Below are 22,556 nucleotides of genomic sequence, written 5' to 3'. Positions count from 1 at the left end.
CGCCTCTGTCTTTTTCTTCATTTGGGAGGCTGCGGCTTCATTGCGGGCGCAATGGAATATGTTCCGCAACTCTCGCTTTTTATTTGATATAGCTCAAGGTAGCCCCCGCCGGGCCGCCGTCAACCCGATTCATAAGCGCTCGGGGGCGGCCCGGCCGCCGCGCCGCACAAGCTTGCCGCGACGAATAGCGCCCGTCAGGCTTTCCCGCGCCGATTAATAAGGCTAAAAGGCGGCGCTGCTTCGCGGCGCATTACGTAAGAGGCCCATTAATGACCGAGATCATCGACATCCACGCCCGTGAAATTCTCGACTCGCGCGGGAATCCGACCGTCGAGGTCGATGTGACGCTCGAGGACGGGTCTTCGGGCCGCGCCGCCGTGCCGTCGGGCGCCTCGACCGGCGCGCATGAGGCCGTGGAGAAGCGCGACGGCGACAAAGGCCGCTATCTCGGCAAAGGCGTGCTGCAGGCCGTCGACAATGTGAATGACGAAATCGCCGGCGCGCTGCTCGGTCTCGACGCCGAGGATCAAGTCTCGATCGATCAGGCGATGATCAAGCTCGACGGGACGCCGAACAAAAGCCGTCTCGGGGCCAACGCCATTCTGGGCGTCTCGCTCGCCGTCGCCAAAGCCGCGGCCGAGGCGAGCGCCCTGCCGCTCTATCGCTATATCGGCGGCACGCAGGCGCGGGTGCTTCCGACGCCGATGATGAACATCGTCAATGGCGGCGTGCATGCCGACAACCCGATCGACTTCCAGGAGTTCATGATCATGCCGACGGGCGCGGACAATGTCCGCGACGGCGTTCGCTGGGGCGCGGAGATCTTCCACACGCTGAAAAGCGCGCTGAAAAAGGCCGGGCTCTCCACTTCGGTCGGCGACGAAGGCGGCTTCGCGCCGAACTTTCCCTCCGCCGAAGCGGCGCTCGACTTCATCATGAAGGCGATCGAGGACGCGGGCTTCAAGCCGGGCGTCGACGTGCATCTCGCCACCGACTGCGCCGCGACCGAGTTCTTCAAAGATGGCAAATATGTCTATGAAGGCGAGGGCGTGACCCGCACGATCGACGAGCAGGTCGCCTATCTCGCCAAGCTCGTGAGCGCCTATCCGATCGTCTCCGTCGAGGACGGCATGGCCGAGGACGATTGGGAAGGCTGGAAGAAACTCACCGACGCCATCGGCAAGAAGGCGCAGATCGTCGGCGACGACGTTTTCGTGACCAATGTCGATCGCCTGTCGCAGGGGATCAAGGGCGGCGTCGCCAATTCGATCCTCGTGAAGGTCAATCAGATCGGCTCGCTCACCGAGACGATCTCCGCCGTCGATATGGCGCATCGCGCCGGCTATACGACCGTGATGTCGCATCGCTCCGGCGAGACGGAAGATTCGACGATCGCCGATCTCTCGGTCGCGCTGAATTGCGGCCAGATCAAAACCGGCTCGCTCGCCCGCTCGGACCGCACCGCCAAATACAATCAGCTCATGCGCATCGAGGAAGAGCTGGGCGACGCGGCGATCTATGCCGGCAAGAGCGCGCTCAAGCAGTTCGCGTAAGAGCCGCAATCTGCGGGCTCCCATCCCTCCCCTTTACGGGGAGGGTGGCGAGCGAAGCGAGCCGGGTGGGGTCCGGCCTTGCTGTCCGCCGTCATTGCGAGCGAAGCGATCCAGAGCCCGCGTGACGCCGCTGGATTGCTTCGGAGCTTTGCTCCTCGCAATGACGTAAGGTGCGATAAGTTTACCCCGTCCGACCCTGCTTCGCAGGGCTGCCCTCCCCGTAAAGGGGAGGGATTTTTGTAACAAACGCCCGGCTTAACCCGATGACCATGGAAAAAACCTTCGATCCCGCCTCCATCGAATCCCGCATCCGCGATGTGTGGGACGACGCGCAAGCCTTCCGCGCCGGGCGGCCCGAACGCGCGCAAGCCGCGCCCTATTCCATCGTCATTCCGCCGCCAAACGTCACCGGCAGCCTGCATATGGGCCACGCGCTCAATAATACGCTGCAGGATATTCTCGTGCGCTATCACCGCATGAAGGGCGAGGACGTATTGTGGCAGCCGGGCACGGATCACGCCGGCATCGCCACGCAGATGGTGGTCGAACGCCAGCTCATGGAGCGGCAGGAGCCCGGCCGCCGCGAAATGGGTCGCGAGAAGTTTCTCGAGCGGGTCTGGGAGTGGAAAGCGGAGTCGGGCGGCAAGATCGTCGAGCAATTGAAGCGCCTCGGCGCCTCCTGCGACTGGTCGCGCGAGCGCTTCACGCTCGATGACGGCCTCTCGCGCGCCGTCGCGAAAGTCTTCGTGCAACTTTATCGCGACGGGCTGCTCTACAAGGACAAGCGCCTCGTCAATTGGGACCCTGTGCTGCACACGGCGATCTCCGACCTCGAAGTGCTGCAGCAGGAAGTGAAGGGCCATCTCTGGCGCTTCAAATATCCGGTCGTGGACGACGCGGGGAAGGAGACGGGCGAATTCATCGTCGTCGCGACGACGCGTCCCGAAACCATGCTCGGCGACACGGCGGTGGCCGTGCATCCCGAGGACGAGCGCTACAAGGCGCTCGTCGGCAGGAAACTGCGCCTGCCGCTGGTCGGGCGTCTGATCCCGATCGTGGCGGACGACTATTCCGATCCCGAAAAGGGCACGGGCGCGGTGAAGATCACGCCGGCGCATGACTTCAACGATTTCGAAGTCGGCAAGCGCCATGGGCTGCGCCTCATCAACATTCTCGACGCGCAGGCGCGCATAGCGCTCGGCGCCAATGCCGACTTCCACGAGGGCGTCGAGCCGTCCGGGGAACTCGCCGCGACCGTCGCCGCGCTCGACGGCCATGACCGTTTCGCCGCGCGCAAGCTGGTCGTCGAGATGATGGAAGAACGCTGCCTTCTCGACGGCATTGACGATCACAAGCACATGGTCCCGCATGGCGATCGCTCCAACGCCGTGATGGAGCCCCGCCTGACCGACCAATGGTATGTCGACGCCAAGACGCTCGCTCAGCCGGCGCTCGCCGCCGTGCGCGAGGGCCGCACGACCTTCGTGCCAAAGAACTGGGAAAAGACCTATTTCGACTGGCTCGAAAACATCCAGCCCTGGTGCGTCTCGCGCCAGCTCTGGTGGGGCCATCGCATCCCCGCCTGGTACGACGCCGACGGCAATGTCTATGTCGAGGAAAGCGAGGAGGCCGCGCATATCGCCGCGCGCTCGCGCACCGGCGCCGACGTGACGCTCACGCGCGACGAGGACGTGCTCGACACCTGGTTCTCTTCCGCCCTCTGGCCCTTCTCGACGCTCGGCTGGCCGGACGAGACGCCGGAGCTCGCGCGCTTTTATCCGACCAACGTCCTCGTCACCGGTTTCGACATCATCTTCTTCTGGGTCGCCCGCATGATGATGATGGGCCTGCACTTCAGACAAGAAATTCCCTTTCGCGACGTCTATATCCACGCCCTCGTCCGCGACGAGAAGGGCGCGAAGATGTCGAAGTCCAAGGGCAACGTCATCGATCCGCTGCATCTCATCGACGAATATGGCGCCGACGCGTTGCGCTTCACGCTGGCGGCGATGGCGGCGCAGGGGCGCGACATCAAGCTTTCGACGCAGCGCGTCGAAGGCTATCGCAATTTCGCGACGAAGCTCTGGAACGCCTCGCGTTTCGCCGAGATGAACGGCTGCGCGCGCGTCGCCGACTATGATCCGCGCGCCAACAGGATCACGCTCAATCGCTGGATCGTGGGCGAAGCCGCGCGCACGGCAGCCGACGTCTCCGCCGCCATCGACGCTTATCGTTTCAACGACGCGGCCGGCGCCGCCTATCGCTTCGTGTGGAACATTTTCTGCGACTGGTATGTGGAGCTGTCGAAGCCGCTGCTCACCGGCGCTGATGGCGCCGAGAAGGACGAGACGCGCGCGACGACCGCCTTCGTGCTCGACCAGATTTACGCGCTGTTGCATCCTTTCATGCCCTTCCTCACCGAGGAGCTGTGGGCGATCAAGGGCGCCGACGGACCCAGGCGCGAGAGCCTGCTTGTTCTCGCCGCATGGCCGTCCCTCGAGGGTCTGGAAGACGCCGAATCCGAGAGCGAGATTGGCTGGGTGGTCGAGCTCATCTCGGAAATCCGCTCGCTGCGCGCCGAGATGAATCTGAACGCCGAAACCGAGCTGCTGCTCATCGGCGCCGACCCGGGCTTGCAGGCGCGGGCGTCGCGCTGGGAGGAGACGATCAGGAAGCTCGCGCGCCAGTCGAAGATCGGTTTTGCGGACGCGGCGCCGAAATCTTCCGCGCAGATCATCGTGCGCGGAAGCGTCGTCGCCATTCCGCTCGAAGGCGTGATCGACCTTTCCGCCGAGAAAGCGCGCCTGACCAAGGAAATCGCCAAGCTCGAGGGCGAGGTGAAGAAGGTCGACGCCAAGCTCGGAAATCCCGGCTTCCTCGCCAAGGCGGATGAGGACGTGATCGAGGAACACAAAGAACGCCGCGACGAGGCGCTGGCGCGGATCGAGAAGCTGACGGCGGCGCTGGGGCGGCTCGCGTAAACCCCGTTCCCCGCTGACGCCCGAGAGCAAGCTGATAGCCGCTGTCAATAACGGCGCTGATCGCGAGCCGCGTCCCTCCCCTTGCGGGGAGGGATTAAGGGTGGGGGTCGACAATCTGGATCGTTGCGCGGGCGTTCCCCCCACCCCGCCGTCCCCGCAAGGGGGGAGGGAAAGTCCGCGGCCTTCATCAAGACCGCGGATCGCCGCCGTCCCGAAACGCGATTGTCCTTGTGAGCGAAGCGACGCAATGACGGAAGACGGCGGGGCAAGCCAGCGCTACAATGCGCCCATGACTCTCACGCACAAACCCGTCGGCCCCGGCTCCCACGTCTTCCTCGTCGACGGCTCCTCCTTCGTCTTCCGGGCTTATTTCCAGTCGATCCGGCAGGATGCGAAATACAACTACCGCTCGGACCGCCTGCCCACCGGCGCGGTGCGGCTCTTCTGCACGAAGCTGCTGCAATTCGTGCGCGAGGGCGCGGCGGGCCGGACGCCGACCCATCTCGCGATCATCTTCGACAAGAGCGAAAATTCCTTCCGCAAGGAAATCTACCCGGATTACAAGGCGCATCGCTCCGAGCCGCCGGAAGACCTTATTCCGCAGTTTCCGCTCATGCGCGCCGCCGTGCGCGCTTTCGGGCTCACGCCGATCGAGCAGGACGTCTATGAGGCGGACGACCTTATCGCCACCTATGCGACGCAGGCGCGCGCCAAGGGCGCGGACGTTCTCATCGTCTCCGCCGACAAAGACCTGATGCAGCTCGTGGATCCGGGCGTCACCATGTACGACCCCGCCTCCGGGACGGCTGGAACGAAAGGCGCGCGCGAAGAGCGGCTGATCGACGAGGCGGAGGTCGTCGACTATTTCGGCGTCACGCCCGACAAGGTCGTCGACGTGCAGGCGCTCGCGGGCGACTCGACCGACAATGTGCCCGGCGCCAAAGGCGTCGGCGTGAAGACCGCCGCGCAGCTCATCAATGAATATGGCGATCTCGACACTTTGCTGGAGAAGGCGCCCGGCATCAAGCAGCCCAAGCGCCGCGAAGCGCTGACGGACCCGGAGGCCGTCAAACTCATCCGCTTGTCGAAGAAGCTCGTGGAGCTGGTGCGCGATGCGCCGGTGGAGACGAAGCTCGATGATTTGGGCCTTCATCAGCCAGATGCGAAAAAGCTCGTCGCCTTTCTGCAGGCGATGGAGTTCACGACGATCACGCGCCGCGTCGGCGAGCTTTACGGCGTGGACATTCACGAAATCGAGCCCGATCCCGACTTTGTCGGCCCGGCCGGCTGGCGCGCGCGCAATGGCGAGGTCGACCATGCGGCGGCTCCGAAGCCGGTAGAACGGAAAGAACCGGCGGCCCACAAGCTCGTCGCCGATGGCTACGCCCCTTCCGCGCTCGCCGCCGCGCGAAAGGCCGAAGCGCTCGCCTCGAAAATCGACCGTTCGAGCTATGAGACGGTCATGTCGATCGAGCGGCTCGACCAATGGATCGCCGACGCATTCGAAGCCGGCCTTGTCGCGCTCGACACGGAGACGACCTCGCTCGATCCCATGAGCTGCGAGCTCGTCGGCGTGTCGCTCGCGCTTGGACCGGGCCGCGCCTGCTATATTCCGCTGGGCCATCGCGAAGGCGGCGATGGCGATCTTTTCGGCGGGGCCGATCTTGTCGCCGGGCAAATCCCTCTTGAAACCGCAATCAGGCAACTCAAGCCGCTTTTTGAGGATGACGCCGTCCTGAAGATCGCGCAGAACATGAAATATGATCTGGAGGTTCTGTCGCGCTACGGGATCGCCGTCGGCCCCATCGAAGACACGATGCTGATCTCCTATGCGCTCGATACGGGGCGCAACAATCACGGCCTCGACGAACTCGCGAAGAAACATCTGGACCACGAGAACATCACTTTCGCGCAGGTCGCCGGCACGGGACGCAATTTCATCGGATTCGCGCGCGTCGCCCTCGACAAGGCGACGGAATATGCGGCGGAGGACGCCGACGTGTCGCTGCGCCTGTGGCGCGCGCTAATCCCGCGCCTGCCCGCCGAGCGCAAGGCCGCTGTCTATGAGACGCTGGAGCGCCCGATGGTCGAGACGCTCGCGCGCATGGAGCGGCGCGGGATCACCATCGACCGCCACATGCTCTCGCGCCTCTCGGGCGAATTCGCGCAGGAGATGGTGCGGCTGGAGGCCGATATTTTCGAGCTGGCGGGCGAGAGCTTCAATCTCGGCTCGCCCAAGCAATTGGGCGACATTCTCTTCGGCAAAATGGGCCTGCCCGGCGCGAAGAAGACGGCGACGGGCGCGTGGTCGACCTCGGCGAGCGTGCTGGAAGACCTCGCGGCCGAAGGCAATGATTTCGCGCGCCGCATCCTCGACTGGCGCCAGCTCTCCAAGTTGAAAAGCACCTATGCGGACGCTTTGCCCGGCTTCGTGAACAAGGAAACGGGGCGCGTCCATACCTGCTATTCGCTCGCGGCGACGACGACGGGGCGGCTATCCTCCTCGGAGCCCAATCTGCAGAACATCCCCGTGCGCAACGAGGCGGGCCGCAAGATCCGCAAGGCCTTCATCGCCTCGCCCGGCCATGTGCTGATTTCCGCCGACTATTCGCAGATCGAGCTGCGGCTCCTCGCCCATATCGCCGACATTCCGCAATTGAAGAAAGCCTTCGCGGATGGGATCGACATTCACGCCATGACGGCGTCCGAAATGTTCGGCGTGCCGGTGAAGGACATGCCGCCCGAAGTGCGCCGCCGCGCCAAGGCGATCAATTTCGGAATCATCTACGGCATATCGGCCTTCGGCCTCGCCAATCAGCTCTCCATCCCTCGCGAAGAGGCGAGCGCCTATATCAAGAAATATTTCGAGCGCTTTCCCGGCATTAAGGATTACATGGAGGCGACGAAGAAGACGGTGCGCGAAAAATTCTGCGTGACGACGATCTTCGGCCGCTCACTGCACTTCCCGCGCATGTCGTCGGCCAATCCTTCGGACCGCGCCTTCTACGAACGCGCGGCGATCAACGCGCCGATTCAGGGCGCGGCGGCCGACATCATCCGCCGCGCAATGGTGCGGATGGATGAGGCGCTGACGGACGCAGGCCTCCATGCGCAGATGCTATTGCAGGTGCACGACGAGCTGGTGTTCGAGGCGCCGGAGGCGGAAGCCGAGGCGACGATCATTGTCGCGCGCCGCATCATGGAGCAGGCGCCGCTTCCTGCCGTTCACATGAGCGTGCCGCTCCATGTCGACGCGCGCGCGGCGAAGAACTGGGATGAGGCGCATTGAGGCCACTTCTTCCCGTCATTGCGAGGAGCGCAAGCGACGAAGCAATCCAGAGCCGTGATGTGGCTCTGGATTGCTTCGCTTCGCTCGCAATGACGGTAGACGATAGACGGAACGGGTAAGGGCGATCAAATCCCCGGATCAACGCCCGGCGCCGGCCGCTCCTTCTTTCCTTCCAGCCCGTAGCTGTAACGCGTCCAGAAGCGCTCGTGGAAGTAATAGAGCGCGAAGATCGCGATCATCTCGACGCCGGTGATCTCGGCGGAGAGCGACGGATCGTGCAGGAAAGCGTTGACGATCACGAAGGTCGAGAGGCTCGCCGGGACCAGCCAGGAGAAGGCCTTTGCAAGGCTGCGCCGCCGCGAGGGACGATAGCTCTCGCGCTCGATCGCCACGCCTTCCATCGAGGCGTAGCTGAGATCGGTCAACGGCGCGGCGGCGCGGCGCTCGGAGGCCGCAACCGTCTTCACCATGCCAACGGCGACCGTCTCATTGGTGATGCGGTCGATGAGGATGAAGCCGCCCGTCTCGCGATTCTCGACGTAAGCGTCGCAGGCGACGACGGTCTCCAACGACAATCTGGCTTCGCCGATCTCGTTGAAGGCGAGCGTTTCGCCCGACGCGATCGGCGCGGCGAGGCCGGACTCGATCTCGATGCGGGATTCGACTTCGCTCACGCTCGCTGGCGTCGTCCTGGCGCCGATTTTCAGCAGATAGCTCTTGCCGACCACAAGCGGCTCGCGCACGAGCCATAGCAGCTTCGCCTCCAGCCGGTCGCCCGCTTTCGCGGGCGAGACGGGCGAGGACAGGAGATCGCCGCGCGAGCAGTCGATCTCTTCCGCGAGCGTGATCGTCACGGCTTGGCCGGAGACGGCGCTTTCGAGATCGCCGTCATAGGTGACGACGCGCGAAACGCGCGTGTCGCGGCCCAGGGGCAGGATGCGGACAATGTCGCCGGGGCGGATATTGCCGCCGCTGATGAAGCCGGAAAAACCGCGGAAATCGAGATTGGGGCGATTGACCCATTGCACCGGCATGCGGAAGGGCGCGATGCGCATCACATCCTCGACCGCGACGCCTTCGAGATAGGTCAGCAAAGGCGGGCCGTCATGCCAGGGCATGTTGACGGCGCCGCCATGCACGAGATTGTCGCCGTCCTTGGCGACGAGCGGCAGAACGTAAATGGAGGCGAAGCGCAGATGTTTCGCGAATTCGCGGAAATCCGCCTCGATCTTGCGGAAGATCTCCTCGCTGTAATCGACGAGGTCCATCTTGTTCACGGCGACGACGACGTGCCGCACGCCGAACATCGAAGTGATCATGCTGTGGCGGCGCGTCTGCGGCAGGATGCCCTTGCGCGCGTCGACAAGCAGAATGGCGAGATCGGCCGTCGAGGCGCCGACCGCCATGTTGCGGGTGTATTGTTCGTGGCCGGGCGTGTCGGCGACGATGAATTTGCGCTTGTCCGTCGCGAAATAGCGATAGGCGACGTCGATGGTGATGCCCTGCTCGCGCTCGGCCGCGAGGCCGTCGACGAGCAGCGCGAAGTCGAGATCGTCTCCCTGCGTGCCGTGCTTTTTCGAGTCGGCTTCGAGAGCGGCGATGAGATCGTCCGGCGCAAGTTCCGCGTCGTAGAGCAGACGGCCGATCAACGTCGACTTGCCGTCGTCGACCGAACCGCAGGTGATGAAGCGCAGCAGCGGCTTGTCGGCGGCGTGACGCGCGACGGCCGGCGCGGGCGCGTCGATGACCTCGGCGCTCATCAAAAATACCCTTCCTGCTTCTTCTGCTCCATCGAGCTGGAGCCGTCATGGTCGATGAGGCGGCCCTGCCGTTCGGAGGAGCGGCTCTCGCGCATTTCCGTAATGATCTCGTCGAGCGTCGCCGCTTCGCTTTCGATGCCGCCCGTGAGCGGATAGCAGCCCAGCGTGCGGAAACGCACCATCTTCTTTTCGACCGTTTCGCCGGGCTCGAGCGTCATGCGCGCGTCGTCGACCATGATCAGCGTGCCGCTGCGGCGCACGACCGGGCGCTCCTTGGCGAAGTAAAGCGGCACGACGGGAATGTTCTCGCGCGCGACATAGTCCCAGATGTCCGCTTCGGTCCAATTGGACATGGGGAAGATGCGCAGGCTCTCGCCCGGCGCCTTGCGCGTATTGTAGAGGCGCCAGAACTCGGGACGCTGGTTCTTGGGGTCCCAGCGATGCTGCGCCGTGCGGAAAGAAAGCACGCGCTCCTTGGCGCGGGACTTCTCCTCGTCGCGGCGCGCGCCGCCAAAGGCCGCGTCGAACTTGTATTTGTCGAGCGCCTGCTTCAGCGCCTCCGTCTTCATGATCTCGGTATGCAGTTTCGAACCATGCACGAAGGGGCTGATATTCATCTCAATCCCCTTGGGATTGACATATTCGATCAGCTCCAGATCCCATTCCCTGACGATATTGTCGCGAAATTCGATCATTTCCCGGAACTTCCACGTCGTGTTGACGTGCAGAAGCGGGAAGGGAATTTTCGACGGATAGAAAGCTTTCCGGGCGACATGAAGCATCGCCATGGAATCCTTGCCGATCGAAAACAGCATTACAGGCTTTTCACATTCCGCGACGGCCTCGCGCATGATGTGAATGCTCTCGGCCTCGAGGCGATCGAGATGACCGAGCGAACGTGTCGGCAGCGCGCTCATCCGAAGACCTCCGGCGCGGCGGGCTTCGCCGGACCGCGACGCAGAACGCCGTCTTCGCCGACATGCAGGCCGCATTCCTTCTTGTCGTCCTGCTCCCACCACCAGCGGCCGGCGCGTTCGTCCTCGCCGGGCTGAATGGCGCGCGTGCAGGGCGCGCAGCCGATGGAGAGGAAGCCCTTTGCGTGCAGCCCGTTCACTGGAATTGAAAATTCCTGCGTCGCCTCCACGATCGCGTCGCGCGTGTAATCGATCACGGGGTTGATCTTGAGCGCCTTGTGACCGGCGTCGAACGCGATGAGAGGCGCGTCGGCGCGGGCCTGAGATTGATCGGCGCGCAGACCGGTGATCCAGCCCGAGACGCCGTCGAGCAGGCGCGACAGCGGCTCGACCTTACGCACATGACAGCAGGCCTTGCGCGCGTCGACGGATTTATAGAAGCCGTTGACCCCCTGCTCTTCGACGAGCGCTTCGAGCGGCGCGGCCTGCGGATAGGCGGCGCGGATGCGGCGGGCGTAGCGCGCCTCGGTCTCTTCCCAAAGCGTATAGGTCTCCGGGAAGAGGCGGCCTGTATCGATCGTCACGACGTCGATGTCGAGACCCTGGGTGAAAATCGAATGGGTGATGAATTGATCCTCCACGCCGAAGCTCGTCGTGAAAACGAGGCGGCCGGGAATGAATTCGCGCACGAGCTGCAGGCGATGGTCAAGATCGAGCGCCGCGAGGCGGGGCTCCAGAATCTCCGCGATAGAAACCGTCATTTCGCCGCCGCCTTCCGCCGCGCGTCAAGGATCGAGCCCGCGGCGACATAGCCGCGCTGGTAAGTGCGGGCATGCGCGGCCAGCGCCGCCCGCCACTGGGATTCGTCCTGCCGTTCGGCGATGTCGTCGGGGATTTCGACCGTGTCGAAGCCGCAGCCCAGCGCATGCGCATATTGATCGGCGAGCAGGCGGCCGCTCGCGCGCAACTCGCCTTTGAAACCGGCGCGGCGGATCAGCCGCGCGAGTGAAAAGCCGCGTCCGTCGGCGAAGGCCGGAAAGACGACCTCGACGAGCTGCAGACGCGGCAGGGCGGCGGCGAGCGCGCCCGGATCGGTCGTGTTCGGCGCATTCACGCCGAGCGACACGCCGTCGGAAAGATGCGCGAGCGCGTGCTCGAGCCGCGCGAGCGACACGACAATCTTGCCGCTCTTGGGCAGGCCCTCTTCCTCGGCGAGCCGACGCCAGCCGTCTTCGACGAAACGGCCGTCAGATATCAGCGCCATCTTCGCCCTCCCGGCGCAGCACGTCCTTGAAACGGGCGTGACCGACGCGCCGCCATGTCTGGATGAACGTCTCGTTCTCCTGGCGCTCGGCCAGATAGAAATCGACAATATGCTCGATCACGTCGGGAACCTGGTCGGCGGTCACGCCGGGACCGACGATTTCGCCGATCGCCGCCGAGAAGGTCGGATCGCCGCCAAGCGTGATCTGATAGGATTCCTGGCCCTTCTTTTCGAGGCCGAGAATGCCGATGGCGCCGACATGGTGATGGCCGCAGGCGTTGATGCAGCCGGAAATCTTGATCCCGAGCTTGCCGATGCGCCGCTGGCGCGACAGGTCGGAGAAGCGCCTGGAGATCGCCTGCGCGACCGGAATGGAGCGCGCCGTGGCGAGCGCGCAGTAATCGAGGCCCGGGCAGGAGATGATGTCCGAGACGAGGCCGGCGTTCGCCGTGGCGAGGCCGGCGGCGTCGAGCGTCTTCCAAAGATCGAAGAGCTCGTCCTGCTTCACATGCGGCAGGATGACGTTCTGCTCGTGGCTGATGCGGAGCTCCCCGAAGCCGAAGCGCTCGCTGGCGTCGGCGAGAACGCGCATCTGCTGCGAGGTGGCGTCGCCCGGAATGCCGCCGATGGGCTTCAGCGACACGGTGACGACGGCGTAGCCCGGAACCTTGTGGGGCGAGACATTGACGTCGACGAAATTGCCGAAGGCCGGATGCGCGACGCTTTCGGCGCGCAGCTTCTCGGATTCCGCCGTCAGCGTCTCGTAGGGCGGCGGCGCGAAGAAAGCCGCGATGCGCTCGAATTCGGCGGGATCGTAGGAGAAAACCGAACGGTCCATCGCGGCGAATTCGGCCTCGACCGCCTGCCGAACCTCGTCGATCCCCTTTTCGTGAACGAGGATCTTGATGCGCGCCTTGTATTTGTTGTCGCGACGCCCGAAACGGTTGTAGACGCGCAGGATCGCTTCGAGATAAGCGAGGAGATCGGCCCGCGACACAAAGTCGCGGATCGCCTTGCCGACGAAAGGCGAACGCCCGAGACCGCCGCCGACGACGACCTTGTAGCCGGTCTCGCCCGCTTCATTCGTCTCGATTGCGAGGCCGATGTCGTGAACCATGATCGCCGCGCGGTCATGCGCCGCGCCGGTCACGGCGATCTTGAATTTGCGCGGCAGGAACGAAAATTCGGGATGCGCGCTCGACCATTGGCGCAGGAATTCCGCCGTCGGGCGCGGATCTTCGATCTCGTCGGGCGCGACGCCTGAGAAATGGTCCGCCGTGACGTTGCGGATGCAATTGCCCGAGGTCTGGATGGCGTGCATCTCGACCTCGGCGAGCGCCTCCAGAATGTCGGGCGTGTCGACGAGCTTCGGCCAATTGTACTGCAGATTCTGGCGCGTCGTGAAATGGCCGTAGCCGCGATCGTATTTGTCGGCGATGTCGGCGAGGCGGCGCATCTGGCGCGCCGTCAGCACGCCATAGGGAATGGCGACGCGCAGCATGTAAGCGTGCAGTTGCAGATAGAGCCCGTTCATCAGGCGGAATGGGCGGAATTCGTCTTCCGTCAGCGACCCTTCGAGGCGCCGGCGCACCTGCTCGCGAAATTCGGCGACGCGCTCCTTTACGAAGGCGGCGTCGAATTCGTCGTAGCGATAGGTCGTGGTCGGGGCGTTGGGCCGCGCGAGAGCGGGATCGTGGGCGGTCATCTACGCGGCTCCTCGCGCCTGCTTGCCGAGATCGCGGCGCACGCTCGGCCCCTTGATGCGCATCTTTTCGCGGTAATGCAGCGGCGTCGGCGCGCCGTCCGCGCCGATTTCCACATCGGCGAGATAGACGTCCACGACCCGGTTGGCCGCGATTTCGGCCTTGCCGAAAGCCTCCAGCGCGCCCGCCCCTTCCTTGTCGCGGGCGATGCGGGCCCTGGCGTGGTCGCGCTCCCAGCCCGCTTGTCCAAGGAAGACCACCTCGCCGTCAGCGAGATCGGAGGCGAAGAGGATCTGCGGATGTTTGAGCGCCGTCATCACGTTTCCTGCGCCAATTTGAGCGAAAGGCCGCTCATCTCGTCCGACCAGATGATCTGGCAGCACAGACGCGAATTTTCATAAAGCATCGGCAATTCGTCGAGTTTCTCCAACTCGTCCTCGCGCGGGGACGGCACGCGTGCGGCGGATTCGGCGTCGAGCACCACATGGCATTCGGCGCAGGCGAGCGCGCCGCCGCATGTGTTCTCCATACCAATGCCGTAGTCGCGCAATATTTCCATCAGCCGCCATCCTTCGACCGCCACAAGCTCATGAACGACGCCGTTCCGGTCCTCTACGCGCAGGAAGGGCGTTTCGGGCTCTAACGGCGTGGCGGGCGGATCGGCGGCGATTTCCAATGCAATACTCATGCGCTCGTTTCGGTCATGTCGCGAAGGGCGTCGCGCGGTTTCGCGGTGGCGTTCTGTATTTCGAACGGTTAGATACTCTAAATCGCCCGTAAGTCAATTCACTTTAGGAAAACGCCTTATATGTTTAATCACATAAATATATTGTAGAAAGCCGCTGTCACTAGAGAATTCACAGCTGGGACATGACAAGCGGCCACAATCTATGTTTGTTAAGAATCGGGTGACCAATCGGAACGGCGGCGCGCAAGCGCCATAGGAGACCGCATGGTAAAAAGGCCGACCAGAACCACGAAGGAAACGCCGCCTCCGAAGAGGGAGCCGGAATCGCGTCGCGAGGTCAGGGAAATCGCCGCCGCGACGCCGCAATCTTCAGGAGCTATTATGAAACCAACGGTCATTGTCGTCGGCGCCGATAAAGGAGGCGTTGGAAAGACGACAATTGCGCGAGCCGTTCTCGACTTCCTTTCCCTCAACAGCATCGAGGCCCGCGCATTCGACACCGAGACGCCGCGGGGCACGCTCTACCGCTTCCATCCCGACGAAACGATGATCGTCGATCTGACGTCGACCGCCGACCAGATGAAGATCATCGACACGCTGAATTCGTCGCACGCCAAGGTGAGCATCATCGACGTGCGCGCCGGCGGCCTCAGCCCCGCGCTCGAGGCGCTGGACGAAATCGGCTTTTTTGACGCGGTGAAGGCCGGCGAATTCCGCTTCATCCTGCTGCATGTCATCGGACCGTCGATCGCGTCGCTCGAGGAAATCGCCGAGATCGCGCCCTATATGACGGACGCGAACTACTTCATGGTGAAGAACCATGTGAACGACACGACATTCTTCGAGTGGGATCCGCAGACTCACGCCAAATATTTCGAAGACGTGCACACGACCGGCGAAATCACCATCCCGAAGCTCGGCGAATTGGCCTATGAACAGGTCGAATTGGCCGGCACGCCCTATTCGACCTTCATCGCCAATCAGATGGCGGACGGCGAACCCGCGGACCATTCCTTCGTTCTGCGCGGTTATGTCCGCACCTGGCTCGCCAGAGTCGCCGATGAATTCGAGCGCGTGGGTCTCCTCGACCTCATCAACGGCGCAGGCAAGGGGCGTTAAAGCGAGGGCGGCGCCGCCCTCGCTCGCGAGGATTGAATGAGTCGCCGCACTCTCGTTTTCTTCGTCTGCTCGCCGCATTCGCGCACTGGCGTAACCACTGCGGCGCGACTGCTGACGGACTACTATCTCTCGCGCGGCGCGCCGGTCGAAGGTTTCGACACGGATTCGCGCGAGCCATCCTACGCCTTGCGCTTTCCGGGCCTGTCCCAGGTCGTCGACATCAACGACGTCAAAGGCCAGATCTCGCTTTTCGACCGGCTTCTCGCCTCGGACGATACGCCAAAGATCGTCGATGTCTGGAGCCGCTCTTTCGATCAGCTCTTCGCGACCATCGCCGAGATCGGCTTTCTGGAAGAAGCGCGGCGAATGGGCGTCGAACCGATCATTCTCTTCCAGTCTGACAGTTCGCAGACCGCCGCCAGCAATGCGCGGATGCTGAACACGACATGGCCGGATTTGTTGATGACGGTCATTCACAATGAAGGAGCCGCTCCGCTTGGACCGGACGCGCTCCAGATTCTGGCCCAGTATCCGTCGCGCGGGAAGCTCGTCATCCCCCGTCTCGAAAGCGCGATCGCGCGATCGCTCGACGATTTCGACCTCTCGCTCTCCGCCTTCCTCCAGGAGCCGCCGGCGAGCATGTCGATCGTCGTGCGCGCGGCGCTGAAGGCGTGGCTTCTCCCGATTTTCACCCAACTGCAAAGTTTCGAATTGCGGCTCGACCTGCAGTCGAGCGAATTCCTGCGATAGGCGCGGCCATGGAATATCGAAAACTCGGACATACCGATCTCTCTGTTTCGGCCATCTGCCTCGGCTCCATGACCTGGGGCCAGCAGAACACCGAGACGGAGGGACACGAACAGCTCGACTACGCCCTCGCCCGCGGCGTGAATTTCATCGACACGGCGGAGATGTATTCGATCCCCCCGCGCCCCGAGACGCAGGGTTCGACCGAACGCGTCATCGGCTCCTGGCTCGCCAGCCGGAAGAACCGCGACAAGGTCGTCATCGCGACGAAAGTCTCCGGACGCGGCGAAGCCAATTGGCTGCGCGAGGACGGCGTCGGCACGGTCCTCGACCGCAAGAACATCCATTACGCCATCGAGGGCTCGCTGAAGCGGCTGCAGACCGATTATGTCGATCTCTACCAGCTCCACTGGCCCGACCGCTCGCTACCGCTCTGGGGCGCGGGCGGCACGACCTATCGTCGGCCCTCCAGGCGCGCGGAAGTCCCGATCGAAGAGACGCTCGAGGCGCTGAACGATCTGGTGAAAGCGGGCAAGGTCCGTCACATCGGCCTCTCCAACGAGACGCCCTGGGGCGTCGCGCGGTTCCTGCGCGCCTCCGAGCTCGGCCATGGCCCGCGCGTCGTCTCCATCCAGAACGCCTATAATCTCATCAACCGCACGTTCGAGATGGGCCTCGCCGAATTCGCTGAGCGCGACGGCGTCGGGCTGCTCGCCTATTCGCCGCTGGCGCAGGGCTATCTCACCGGCAAATATCAGGGCGGCGCGCGTCCGCCCGGCGCCCGCACCACGCTTTTCGAACGCGCGCAGCGCTACGAGAAACCGGGGGTCGAAGCCGCGATCGACGCCTATCTGTCGCTCGCAAGGGAATTAAAGATCGAGCTGACGCAGCTCGCCATCGCCTATGTGACGTCGCGCCCCTTCGTAACTTCGAACATTATCGGCGCGACGACGATGGCGCAGTTGAAGACGGATCTGGATTCCGTCAACGTAAAGATCACGCCCGAAATTGAGACGCGCATCGACGAGATCCATCAGCTTCACAGCAATCCGGCGCCGTAAGAAAGGCAGCCCCTCGCCCCGTCGTCATTGCGAGCAAAGCGAAGCAATCCAGAGCCGCGCGCGACCCCTGGATTGCTTCGCGCTTTTGCGAAGTCGGGTATACCCGACTTCGCCATATATTCTCCTCGCAATGACGGGAGACGCCTGCTAAGCGTGCCCCGCGCTGGCGGAGAGACGCTCCAGTTCGATGCCCATCGAGCGCAGCGCGCGCGTATATTTGCCGCCCAGATCCCGATCGAAAAGCAGCGCGGGATCGGCCGGGCAATGCAGCCAGCCGTTCCTCTGAATTTCATCCTCGAGCTGCCCGGCGTCCCACCCTGCATATCCCAGCGCCAGCAACGCATGGTGCGGCCCCTCGCCGGCGGCTATAGCGCGCAGAATGTCGATGGTCGCGGTGAGCGAGACGCCGTCGTCGATCGGCAGCGTCGAATTGTCGAGGAAGAAATCCGGCGAATGCAGCACGAAGCCGCGATCGGTCTGGACGGGTCCGCCCGAGAGCACCTGAATTTCCTCGGCGCCGCGCGGCAGGCTGATGCGCTCCTGTGGCGCGATCACCTGCAATTGCACCAGAAGATCGGGGAAGTTCTTCACCCGCGCCGGCTGATTGACGACAATTCCCATCGCGCCGTCTTCGGAGTGGGCGCAAAGATAGATGACCGAGCGCGCAAAGCGCTCATCGGTCATGCCGGGCATCGCGACCAGCAATTGCCCGTCGAGATAACGCCGCCCCGCCTCACGCGGGCCGTCGCCCAGCGGATAGTCGGAACCTTGCTTTGATTGCCGCACGCTCATAGGGTCATGCTACGCCCGCATCGCCCCCTTAACAAGCGGCGTGGAAAGACCCTGCGTTCGAACCGCCCTGAAATCAAGTCAATGAACTCGCCCAAGCCGAAGACCCTCGCTCTCTCCGCCTCGACCGCCGCCCTGATCGCAATGCTCGGCCATGGGCCCGCATGCGCCGCCGACGCCGGTTTCGTCTCTCCTTCCGCCAAGGGAAGCGTCTCGGCCGTACGCCTGCTTTCCGCCGGTCCCATGCAGGACGACGCCTATCGGGCCGGGGTCGAGATCAGCCTCGATCCGCATACCGTCACCTATTGGCGCCAGCCGGGCGAAGCGGGCTCGGCGCCCGTCTTCGATTTCTCGAAATCGAGCAATGTCGCGACGGTCGAGACCGCTTTCCCCGCCCCCACGCATATCGACGAGGCCGGCACGATCGTCGCCGGATATGACGCGACGGTGATCTTTCCGCTCAAGGTCACGCCCAAGGATCCCAAGGCGCCCGTGACGCTCGACTTGAAGCTCGATTATGCGGCCTGCGGAAAAATCTGCCTGCCGGCGAAAGCCGAACTGTCGCTTGCTCTGCCCCAGGCCGGCGCCTCGCCTTTCGCGGAGGCCATCGCCGGGGCGGAGAAACGCGTGCCGGCGAAGATCGGCGCGGCGGAGGCCAAGAAACGGCTAATGCTGAAGAAGGGTGGAGAAGGCTGGCGCCTCAGCGTCGCCGGCCCCGGCAAGGCGCAGGACGTGTTTGCGGAGGTGGAGGAGCCGCTCTTCATCGAGAGCAAGCGGACGGGATCGGATTTCTCGCTGACGCTGTTTTCGACCGGGCCAGCGCCAAAAGGCGCGGATACGACGCTGACCGTGATCACCGACAAGGGCGCCTTCGAAGCGCCCGTGCGGCTGGAGTGAGGCTCTAATCGTCCTGTCGCAACGCGTCGAGGACAGTTGCGACAGGCAGCACAAGAGAGAACGGCGAATCGTGGAGCCGCACTGCATCATAGCCCTCATACCAGCGAGCCGCGTTTGCGTCTTTCGCGTCGATGAGCATAGCCACGCCGCCCGCTTCTTCCGCCACTTTGATGCAGCGTTCCGCTGCACGCATGAGTAGCCTTCCGCCGAGCCCCCGTCCCTGGACGCTCTTGTCCACCGCAAGCCGGCCGAGCCGATATACGGGCGCTTCGTAGCGCCCGAGGCCTTTCGTGACCGATGCAGGAACGCGAGTGAATTCGAGCGAGGCTCGACTCAGGGTATAAAAGCCGTCTCGCGCGGCGTCGCGACAAAGCACTTGGCGCCGCCGCTCTCATGGTTCTGGCGCGCGTAACGCTTCAAATAAGTATTGAGCGGATTTTCCAACCCAATGCGTCGCGCGCCATTAAACGCAGGCTAAAAAACTCACTCCGCCTCCGCATCGACCGTCGCCGCCTCGCCCGCCGCCGCCGTCTCCTGTTTCGGCGTGCGCTTGAAAGTCGATTTGCGGCCGCGGATCGTCTGCAGGATCTTCGCGCCATTGGCGAAGGCGAGATAGATGAAGAGCGGCGGCACCGAGCCGACGGTTTTGGCGTAATCGAGAACCGCGCCGCGCTTGAGCGCCAGATAGGGCGTGAGCGTCATGCCCAGCGCCACCATCAGCGTCATGACGAGGATCAGTTCGAGAAGGCATGCGTAAGGCGCAAACGAGCCGTGCAGAATTGCGCCGAGCGCGAAGGCGATGAGTCCGATCGCCGCCACGGGGAAGAAGATCTGATGGACGATGAGCGAGATCGCCATCACGCGCTTCATCAGCGGCCAGGGCGCTTCCCAGATTGGCAGGATGGTTTTCTGCGCCACCTGCACGAAGCCGTTGGACCAGCGGCGCTGCTGGCGGCGGAAGTCGCGAATGCCGTCCGGCACCTGGCCGGGGATCGGCGGCTGCGAGACGAAGAGGCCATGCCAGCCCCTGAGCTCCGCGCGCACGGTGAGATCGAGGTCTTCGCAGAGCGAATAGTCCGACCAGCCGCCCGCGTCCTCGACCGTCGCGCGGCGCCAGACGCCGCCCGTGCCGTTGAACTGGAAGAGCCAGCCGGCGAGCGCGCGCGAGCGCTGCTCGACCATGTAGTGGCCGTCCTGGATCAGGCCCTGAGCGCGCGTCAGCCAGTTGGTTTCGTAGTTCTGGAATTCGCAGCGCGATTGCACGAAGCCCGCGCGCGCATCCGTCAGAAACAGAGGCACGGTGCGCTTCAGCCAGTTCGCCGGCGGGCGGAAATCCGCGTCGAGCATGGCGACGAAGGGTTCGTCCGTCAGCGTCAGGCCGTGGGCGCAGGCGCCGGCCTTGAAGCCGGAGCGGTCCGTGCGCCGCACATGGTCGATAATCGTCCCATTGGCGCGCAGCTCCTCCGCCACGCGCTCGGCGCGCTCGCTCGTTTCGTCGGTGGAATCGTCGAGCAGCTGGATGCGCAGCTTGTCCTTCGGCCAATCGAGCAGGGCGACGCAGCGCAGCGACTGCTCGGTGACAAGCGGTTCGTTGAAGACAGGAATCTGCAGCAGCACAGCCGGCAAATCGGCGTCGGGCAGCGCCGGCGCTTCCGGATCGCGCGCGCCGCGCGCCAGATCATAGAGGAAGCGCCCGATGACGACGAAATAGCCGAGTCCGATGACGACGAGGATCGCGGCGCAAAGATAGGCGACGGCGTCGACCAGGAACAGAAAGAGTCCGAGCAGCAAAAGGTTATCCTTCTTCATGCGCGGGGGGCGCCGGCTGCGCCGCGACGCGCGCGTGAACTTTGTCCTTCGCCCAGACCACCCGGTCGGTCATCCAGGCGTTCACCCAGACCGCAAGCATCATAGCCTCGCGGATGACGAAAACCGCAGGCGCTGCGTAGGATAACTGCCATCCTTTGGCCATGGAAAGCAATGTCTCGAGCGTGAACCAGAAGCCAAAGGTCGCTGCGAAGCCCGACACCGGCGCCATTCCGATGAGCGGCGCCGCCAGGGCGCCGGCCACAAGCGCTGGAAAAGCTTGGCAAATCGGCTCCGCGACGAAGGACAGCAGCTCGTCGTTGCGCCGGATGACGAACCAGCGCAATTGCCGCTGATAAACATCGAGAAATCGCCTCGCGCCCAGTTCCTGCCGCACCGCGCGATGCGAAAAAACTGGACGTTGACCGATTCGCCGCATGGCCTTGGCAAGGGCGTTGTCCTCGCCCACCGTATGCGAAATGGCGTCGAAGCCGCCCGCCCGCAGAAAGTCGGAGCGGCGGAACAACATAATCTTGCCGATCCCATGGCCCTGCCCCAGGCAGGAGGCCAGGAACAGTATGCGGGCATGCGGCCCGTTGATGATCGCCGCCTCGACATGGGCCGCGAAATTGTCGAGCCCCGCGCAATAGGGAATGGCGCAGACGAGGCCGACATCGTCGTTGAGCTGACGCAGATGCTCGGCGAGCGCGTCCGGCTCCAGAAGGACATTGGCGTCCTTCATCAGGATTACGTCATTTTCCGCCTGCATGAAAGGCGCGTAAAGATTGTCGACCTTGGGGCTTGCTGCGAAATGCGCGGTGGAAGCCAGCAGGCGCGACGGAGTCTCCGGGTGGCGCGCGAAAAGCTCGCGCATCTTGCGCGCGGCGGGGGAGTCCGTGTCCACGGCCGAGGCCGTCACGTCGAAGCGCGGATAATGCTGCGCGAAAACCGATTCCTGCGTGCGTTCGAAGTCCGCGTCCAGGAGCTTCACGGGCAGGACGATGGAGACCGGCGGCTGGTCGCGCCGCCGCGCCCGCTTTTCCGCGATGCGCGGCTGCAGAACCGTGGCGACGACGGAAATTATGAGCAGCGCGATGGCCGCGGCCCAATAGGCCGCCGCAGCCCATGTCAGAACGTCGAGGAAACTCACGAGACCTCGCGTTCGGAGGTCTCCGGGACCTCCACATGGAAGCGCCGCATCACGCCGTCGACGAGGCTGTGGGGAACGAATGTGAAGAAGCGCATCGCATAATACATGAAACGCGGGAAGGCGATGACGGGACGGCCTCGCGCCAGCCCGCGCTTGATGATCTGCGCGGCCTTTTCGTCGGACATCGCGCCCGGCTGCCACGACCTGGTGCGCGCGGCCATGGGCGTCTCGACGAAACCCGGCACGACGAGACTCACTTTCACGCCATGCGGCGCGAGGCGCCCACGCAGGCAATCCGCCCACATATGAACGCTCGCCTTGGCCGCGCAATAAGACGGCGAATAAGGCAGGCTCCTGACGCCCGCCATGGAGCCGACAATGGCGATCTGACCCCGCCCCCGCGCGGCCATGGGCGGAATGACGGGTTCGACCGTGTTGAAAACGCCCGAGACGTTGATCGCCATCATGGCCCGCACGGCTTCAGGGGTTTCGAGGATCTGCCCGGGCGACAGGCCGGTGGCGACGCCCGCATTGGCGACCAGTATGTCGATCGGGCGCGCGCTATGAGCCGCCTCGATGATTTGCGCCATCGCCTCGCGGTCCCGAACGTCGGCGACGCGCATTTCGACTTCCGCGGCGCCGGCGGCGCGGCAGGCTTCGGCCGTCGCGTCGAGCCGCTTCTGGTCGCGGCCGAGCAGATAGAGGCTCGCGCCGTCCCTGGCGTAGGCGATGGCGAGCGCCCGGCCGATGCCGGAGGAGGCGCCGGTGATGAGCAGACGTTGGGTCATACGGGATGTCCCCCCGCGACGTCCCTTTGCGGGGCGGGGGCAGGAGT

At 64.0% G+C, this 22,556-nt stretch carries 19 protein-coding genes; 7 read left to right on the top strand and 12 right to left on the bottom strand.

Annotated features, from left to right (window positions below; all coding sequences use genetic code 11):
- Nucleotides 1–269 precede the first annotated feature (269 nt).
- From eno to polA, 3 genes are all read left to right on the top strand, one after another.
- Nucleotides 270–1,553 (top strand): phosphopyruvate hydratase, encoded by a 1,284-nt coding sequence (gene eno / locus MMG94_RS17255; protein WP_016919866.1) that lies wholly within the window; start codon nucleotides 270–272, stop codon nucleotides 1,551–1,553.
- A 269-nt stretch (nucleotides 1,554–1,822) separates the two neighbouring features.
- The gene (locus MMG94_RS17250) at nucleotides 1,823–4,534 is read left to right on the top strand and encodes a valine--tRNA ligase (protein ID WP_016919865.1); all 2,712 of its coding nucleotides are present in this window, start codon (nucleotides 1,823–1,825) and stop codon (nucleotides 4,532–4,534) included.
- A 289-nt stretch (nucleotides 4,535–4,823) separates the two neighbouring features.
- Nucleotides 4,824–7,823: a DNA polymerase I gene (polA, locus tag MMG94_RS17245; RefSeq protein ID WP_026016231.1), complete on the top strand. Its 3,000-nt coding sequence runs from the start codon at nucleotides 4,824–4,826 to the stop codon at nucleotides 7,821–7,823.
- Between the two features lie 125 nt (nucleotides 7,824–7,948).
- Here the strand turns inward: polA and cysN are convergent, their stop codons facing one another.
- The 7 genes from cysN to MMG94_RS17210 are packed head-to-tail and all read right to left on the bottom strand — an operon-like array spanning nucleotide 7,949 to nucleotide 14,152.
- Complete coding sequence (gene cysN / locus MMG94_RS17240; RefSeq protein ID WP_016919863.1) at nucleotides 7,949–9,583, bottom strand: sulfate adenylyltransferase subunit CysN; 1,635 nt, start codon at nucleotides 9,581–9,583, stop codon at nucleotides 7,949–7,951.
- On the bottom strand, nucleotides 9,583–10,500 hold the full coding sequence (gene cysD, locus MMG94_RS17235) for a sulfate adenylyltransferase subunit CysD (RefSeq protein ID WP_016919862.1): 918 nt from the start codon (nucleotides 10,498–10,500) through the stop codon (nucleotides 9,583–9,585). Before cysD ends, cysN begins: the two co-directional genes overlap by 1 nt.
- Complete coding sequence (locus MMG94_RS17230) at nucleotides 10,497–11,258, bottom strand: phosphoadenylyl-sulfate reductase (protein ID WP_016919861.1); 762 nt, start codon at nucleotides 11,256–11,258, stop codon at nucleotides 10,497–10,499. Before MMG94_RS17230 ends, cysD begins: the two co-directional genes overlap by 4 nt.
- Complete coding sequence (locus MMG94_RS17225) at nucleotides 11,255–11,761, bottom strand: DUF934 domain-containing protein (RefSeq protein ID WP_026016238.1); 507 nt, start codon at nucleotides 11,759–11,761, stop codon at nucleotides 11,255–11,257. The genes MMG94_RS17230 and MMG94_RS17225 overlap by 4 nt, the downstream gene beginning before the upstream one ends.
- Nucleotides 11,745–13,466, bottom strand: a complete 1,722-nt coding sequence (locus tag MMG94_RS17220; RefSeq protein WP_016919859.1) for a nitrite/sulfite reductase — start codon at nucleotides 13,464–13,466, stop codon at nucleotides 11,745–11,747. Before MMG94_RS17220 ends, MMG94_RS17225 begins: the two co-directional genes overlap by 17 nt.
- A complete protein-coding gene (locus MMG94_RS17215) occupies nucleotides 13,467–13,781 on the bottom strand; it encodes a DUF2849 domain-containing protein (RefSeq protein ID WP_016919858.1) in 315 nt (104 codons plus the stop codon). It abuts the gene before it with no gap.
- Nucleotides 13,781–14,152, bottom strand: coding sequence for a 2Fe-2S iron-sulfur cluster-binding protein (locus MMG94_RS17210; protein WP_051001115.1), 372 nt, complete (start codon nucleotides 14,150–14,152; stop codon nucleotides 13,781–13,783). The genes MMG94_RS17215 and MMG94_RS17210 overlap by 1 nt, the downstream gene beginning before the upstream one ends.
- Nucleotides 14,153–14,530: 378 nt before the next feature.
- Between MMG94_RS17210 and MMG94_RS17205 the strand changes: the two genes are divergently transcribed.
- The 3 genes from MMG94_RS17205 to MMG94_RS17195 are packed head-to-tail and all read left to right on the top strand — an operon-like array spanning nucleotide 14,531 to nucleotide 17,079.
- Nucleotides 14,531–15,271 carry a hypothetical protein gene (locus tag MMG94_RS17205; protein ID WP_026016229.1) on the top strand — a complete coding sequence of 247 codons (741 nt, stop codon included), beginning with the start codon at nucleotides 14,531–14,533 and terminating at the stop codon, nucleotides 15,269–15,271.
- Nucleotides 15,272–15,307: 36 nt separating this feature from the next.
- Nucleotides 15,308–16,021 (top strand): hypothetical protein, encoded by a 714-nt coding sequence (locus MMG94_RS17200; protein ID WP_016919855.1) that lies wholly within the window; start codon nucleotides 15,308–15,310, stop codon nucleotides 16,019–16,021.
- Nucleotides 16,022–16,029: 8 nt separating this feature from the next.
- Nucleotides 16,030–17,079, top strand: coding sequence for an NADP(H)-dependent aldo-keto reductase (locus tag MMG94_RS17195; protein WP_016919854.1), 1,050 nt, complete (start codon nucleotides 16,030–16,032; stop codon nucleotides 17,077–17,079).
- A gap of 147 nt (nucleotides 17,080–17,226) precedes the next feature.
- Here the strand turns inward: MMG94_RS17195 and MMG94_RS17190 are convergent, their stop codons facing one another.
- Nucleotides 17,227–17,871, bottom strand: coding sequence for a YqgE/AlgH family protein (locus MMG94_RS17190; protein WP_016919853.1), 645 nt, complete (start codon nucleotides 17,869–17,871; stop codon nucleotides 17,227–17,229).
- 81 nt (nucleotides 17,872–17,952) lie between these two features.
- Here MMG94_RS17190 and MMG94_RS17185 point away from each other — a divergent pair, with 81 nt between their 5' ends.
- On the top strand, nucleotides 17,953–18,765 hold the full coding sequence (locus MMG94_RS17185) for a protein-disulfide reductase DsbD domain-containing protein (protein ID WP_016919852.1): 813 nt from the start codon (nucleotides 17,953–17,955) through the stop codon (nucleotides 18,763–18,765).
- 4 nt (nucleotides 18,766–18,769) lie between these two features.
- Here the strand turns inward: MMG94_RS17185 and MMG94_RS17180 are convergent, their stop codons facing one another.
- From MMG94_RS17180 to MMG94_RS17165, 4 genes are all read right to left on the bottom strand, one after another.
- Nucleotides 18,770–19,003 (bottom strand): GNAT family N-acetyltransferase, encoded by a 234-nt coding sequence (locus MMG94_RS17180; protein WP_016919851.1) that lies wholly within the window; start codon nucleotides 19,001–19,003, stop codon nucleotides 18,770–18,772.
- A 245-nt stretch (nucleotides 19,004–19,248) separates the two neighbouring features.
- Nucleotides 19,249–20,574, bottom strand: coding sequence for a glycosyltransferase family 2 protein (locus MMG94_RS17175; RefSeq protein ID WP_016919849.1), 1,326 nt, complete (start codon nucleotides 20,572–20,574; stop codon nucleotides 19,249–19,251).
- The gene (locus MMG94_RS17170; RefSeq protein WP_016919848.1) at nucleotides 20,561–21,721 is read right to left on the bottom strand and encodes a glycosyltransferase; all 1,161 of its coding nucleotides are present in this window, start codon (nucleotides 21,719–21,721) and stop codon (nucleotides 20,561–20,563) included. The genes MMG94_RS17175 and MMG94_RS17170 overlap by 14 nt, the downstream gene beginning before the upstream one ends.
- Nucleotides 21,718–22,509: an SDR family NAD(P)-dependent oxidoreductase gene (locus MMG94_RS17165; RefSeq protein WP_016919847.1), complete on the bottom strand. Its 792-nt coding sequence runs from the start codon at nucleotides 22,507–22,509 to the stop codon at nucleotides 21,718–21,720. Before MMG94_RS17165 ends, MMG94_RS17170 begins: the two co-directional genes overlap by 4 nt.
- Between the last annotated feature and the right edge of the window lie 47 nt (nucleotides 22,510–22,556).

Source organism: Methylocystis parvus OBBP, assembly GCF_027571405.1.
GTDB lineage: Bacteria > Pseudomonadota > Alphaproteobacteria > Rhizobiales > Beijerinckiaceae > Methylocystis > Methylocystis parva.
This window is presented reverse-complemented; position numbering and strand designations above follow the sequence as displayed.

Coding starts and splice junctions, on each gene's coding strand:
- eno (WP_016919866.1), top strand. CDS start 270: ATGACCGAGATCATCGACATCCACGCCCGTGAAATTCTCGACTCGCGC.
- MMG94_RS17250 (WP_016919865.1), top strand. CDS start 1,823: ATGGAAAAAACCTTCGATCCCGCCTCCATCGAATCCCGCATCCGCGAT.
- polA (WP_026016231.1), top strand. CDS start 4,824: ATGACTCTCACGCACAAACCCGTCGGCCCCGGCTCCCACGTCTTCCTC.
- cysN (WP_016919863.1), bottom strand. CDS start 9,583: ATGAGCGCCGAGGTCATCGACGCGCCCGCGCCGGCCGTCGCGCGTCAC.
- cysD (WP_016919862.1), bottom strand. CDS start 10,500: ATGAGCGCGCTGCCGACACGTTCGCTCGGTCATCTCGATCGCCTCGAG.
- MMG94_RS17230 (WP_016919861.1), bottom strand. CDS start 11,258: ATGACGGTTTCTATCGCGGAGATTCTGGAGCCCCGCCTCGCGGCGCTC.
- MMG94_RS17225 (WP_026016238.1), bottom strand. CDS start 11,761: ATGGCGCTGATATCTGACGGCCGTTTCGTCGAAGACGGCTGGCGTCGG.
- MMG94_RS17220 (WP_016919859.1), bottom strand. CDS start 13,466: ATGACCGCCCACGATCCCGCTCTCGCGCGGCCCAACGCCCCGACCACG.
- MMG94_RS17215 (WP_016919858.1), bottom strand. CDS start 13,781: ATGACGGCGCTCAAACATCCGCAGATCCTCTTCGCCTCCGATCTCGCT.
- MMG94_RS17210 (WP_051001115.1), bottom strand. CDS start 14,152: ATGAGTATTGCATTGGAAATCGCCGCCGATCCGCCCGCCACGCCGTTA.
- MMG94_RS17200 (WP_016919855.1), top strand. CDS start 15,308: ATGAGTCGCCGCACTCTCGTTTTCTTCGTCTGCTCGCCGCATTCGCGC.
- MMG94_RS17195 (WP_016919854.1), top strand. CDS start 16,030: ATGGAATATCGAAAACTCGGACATACCGATCTCTCTGTTTCGGCCATC.
- MMG94_RS17190 (WP_016919853.1), bottom strand. CDS start 17,871: ATGAGCGTGCGGCAATCAAAGCAAGGTTCCGACTATCCGCTGGGCGAC.
- MMG94_RS17185 (WP_016919852.1), top strand. CDS start 17,953: ATGAACTCGCCCAAGCCGAAGACCCTCGCTCTCTCCGCCTCGACCGCC.
- MMG94_RS17175 (WP_016919849.1), bottom strand. CDS start 20,574: ATGAAGAAGGATAACCTTTTGCTGCTCGGACTCTTTCTGTTCCTGGTC.
- MMG94_RS17165 (WP_016919847.1), bottom strand. CDS start 22,509: ATGACCCAACGTCTGCTCATCACCGGCGCCTCCTCCGGCATCGGCCGG.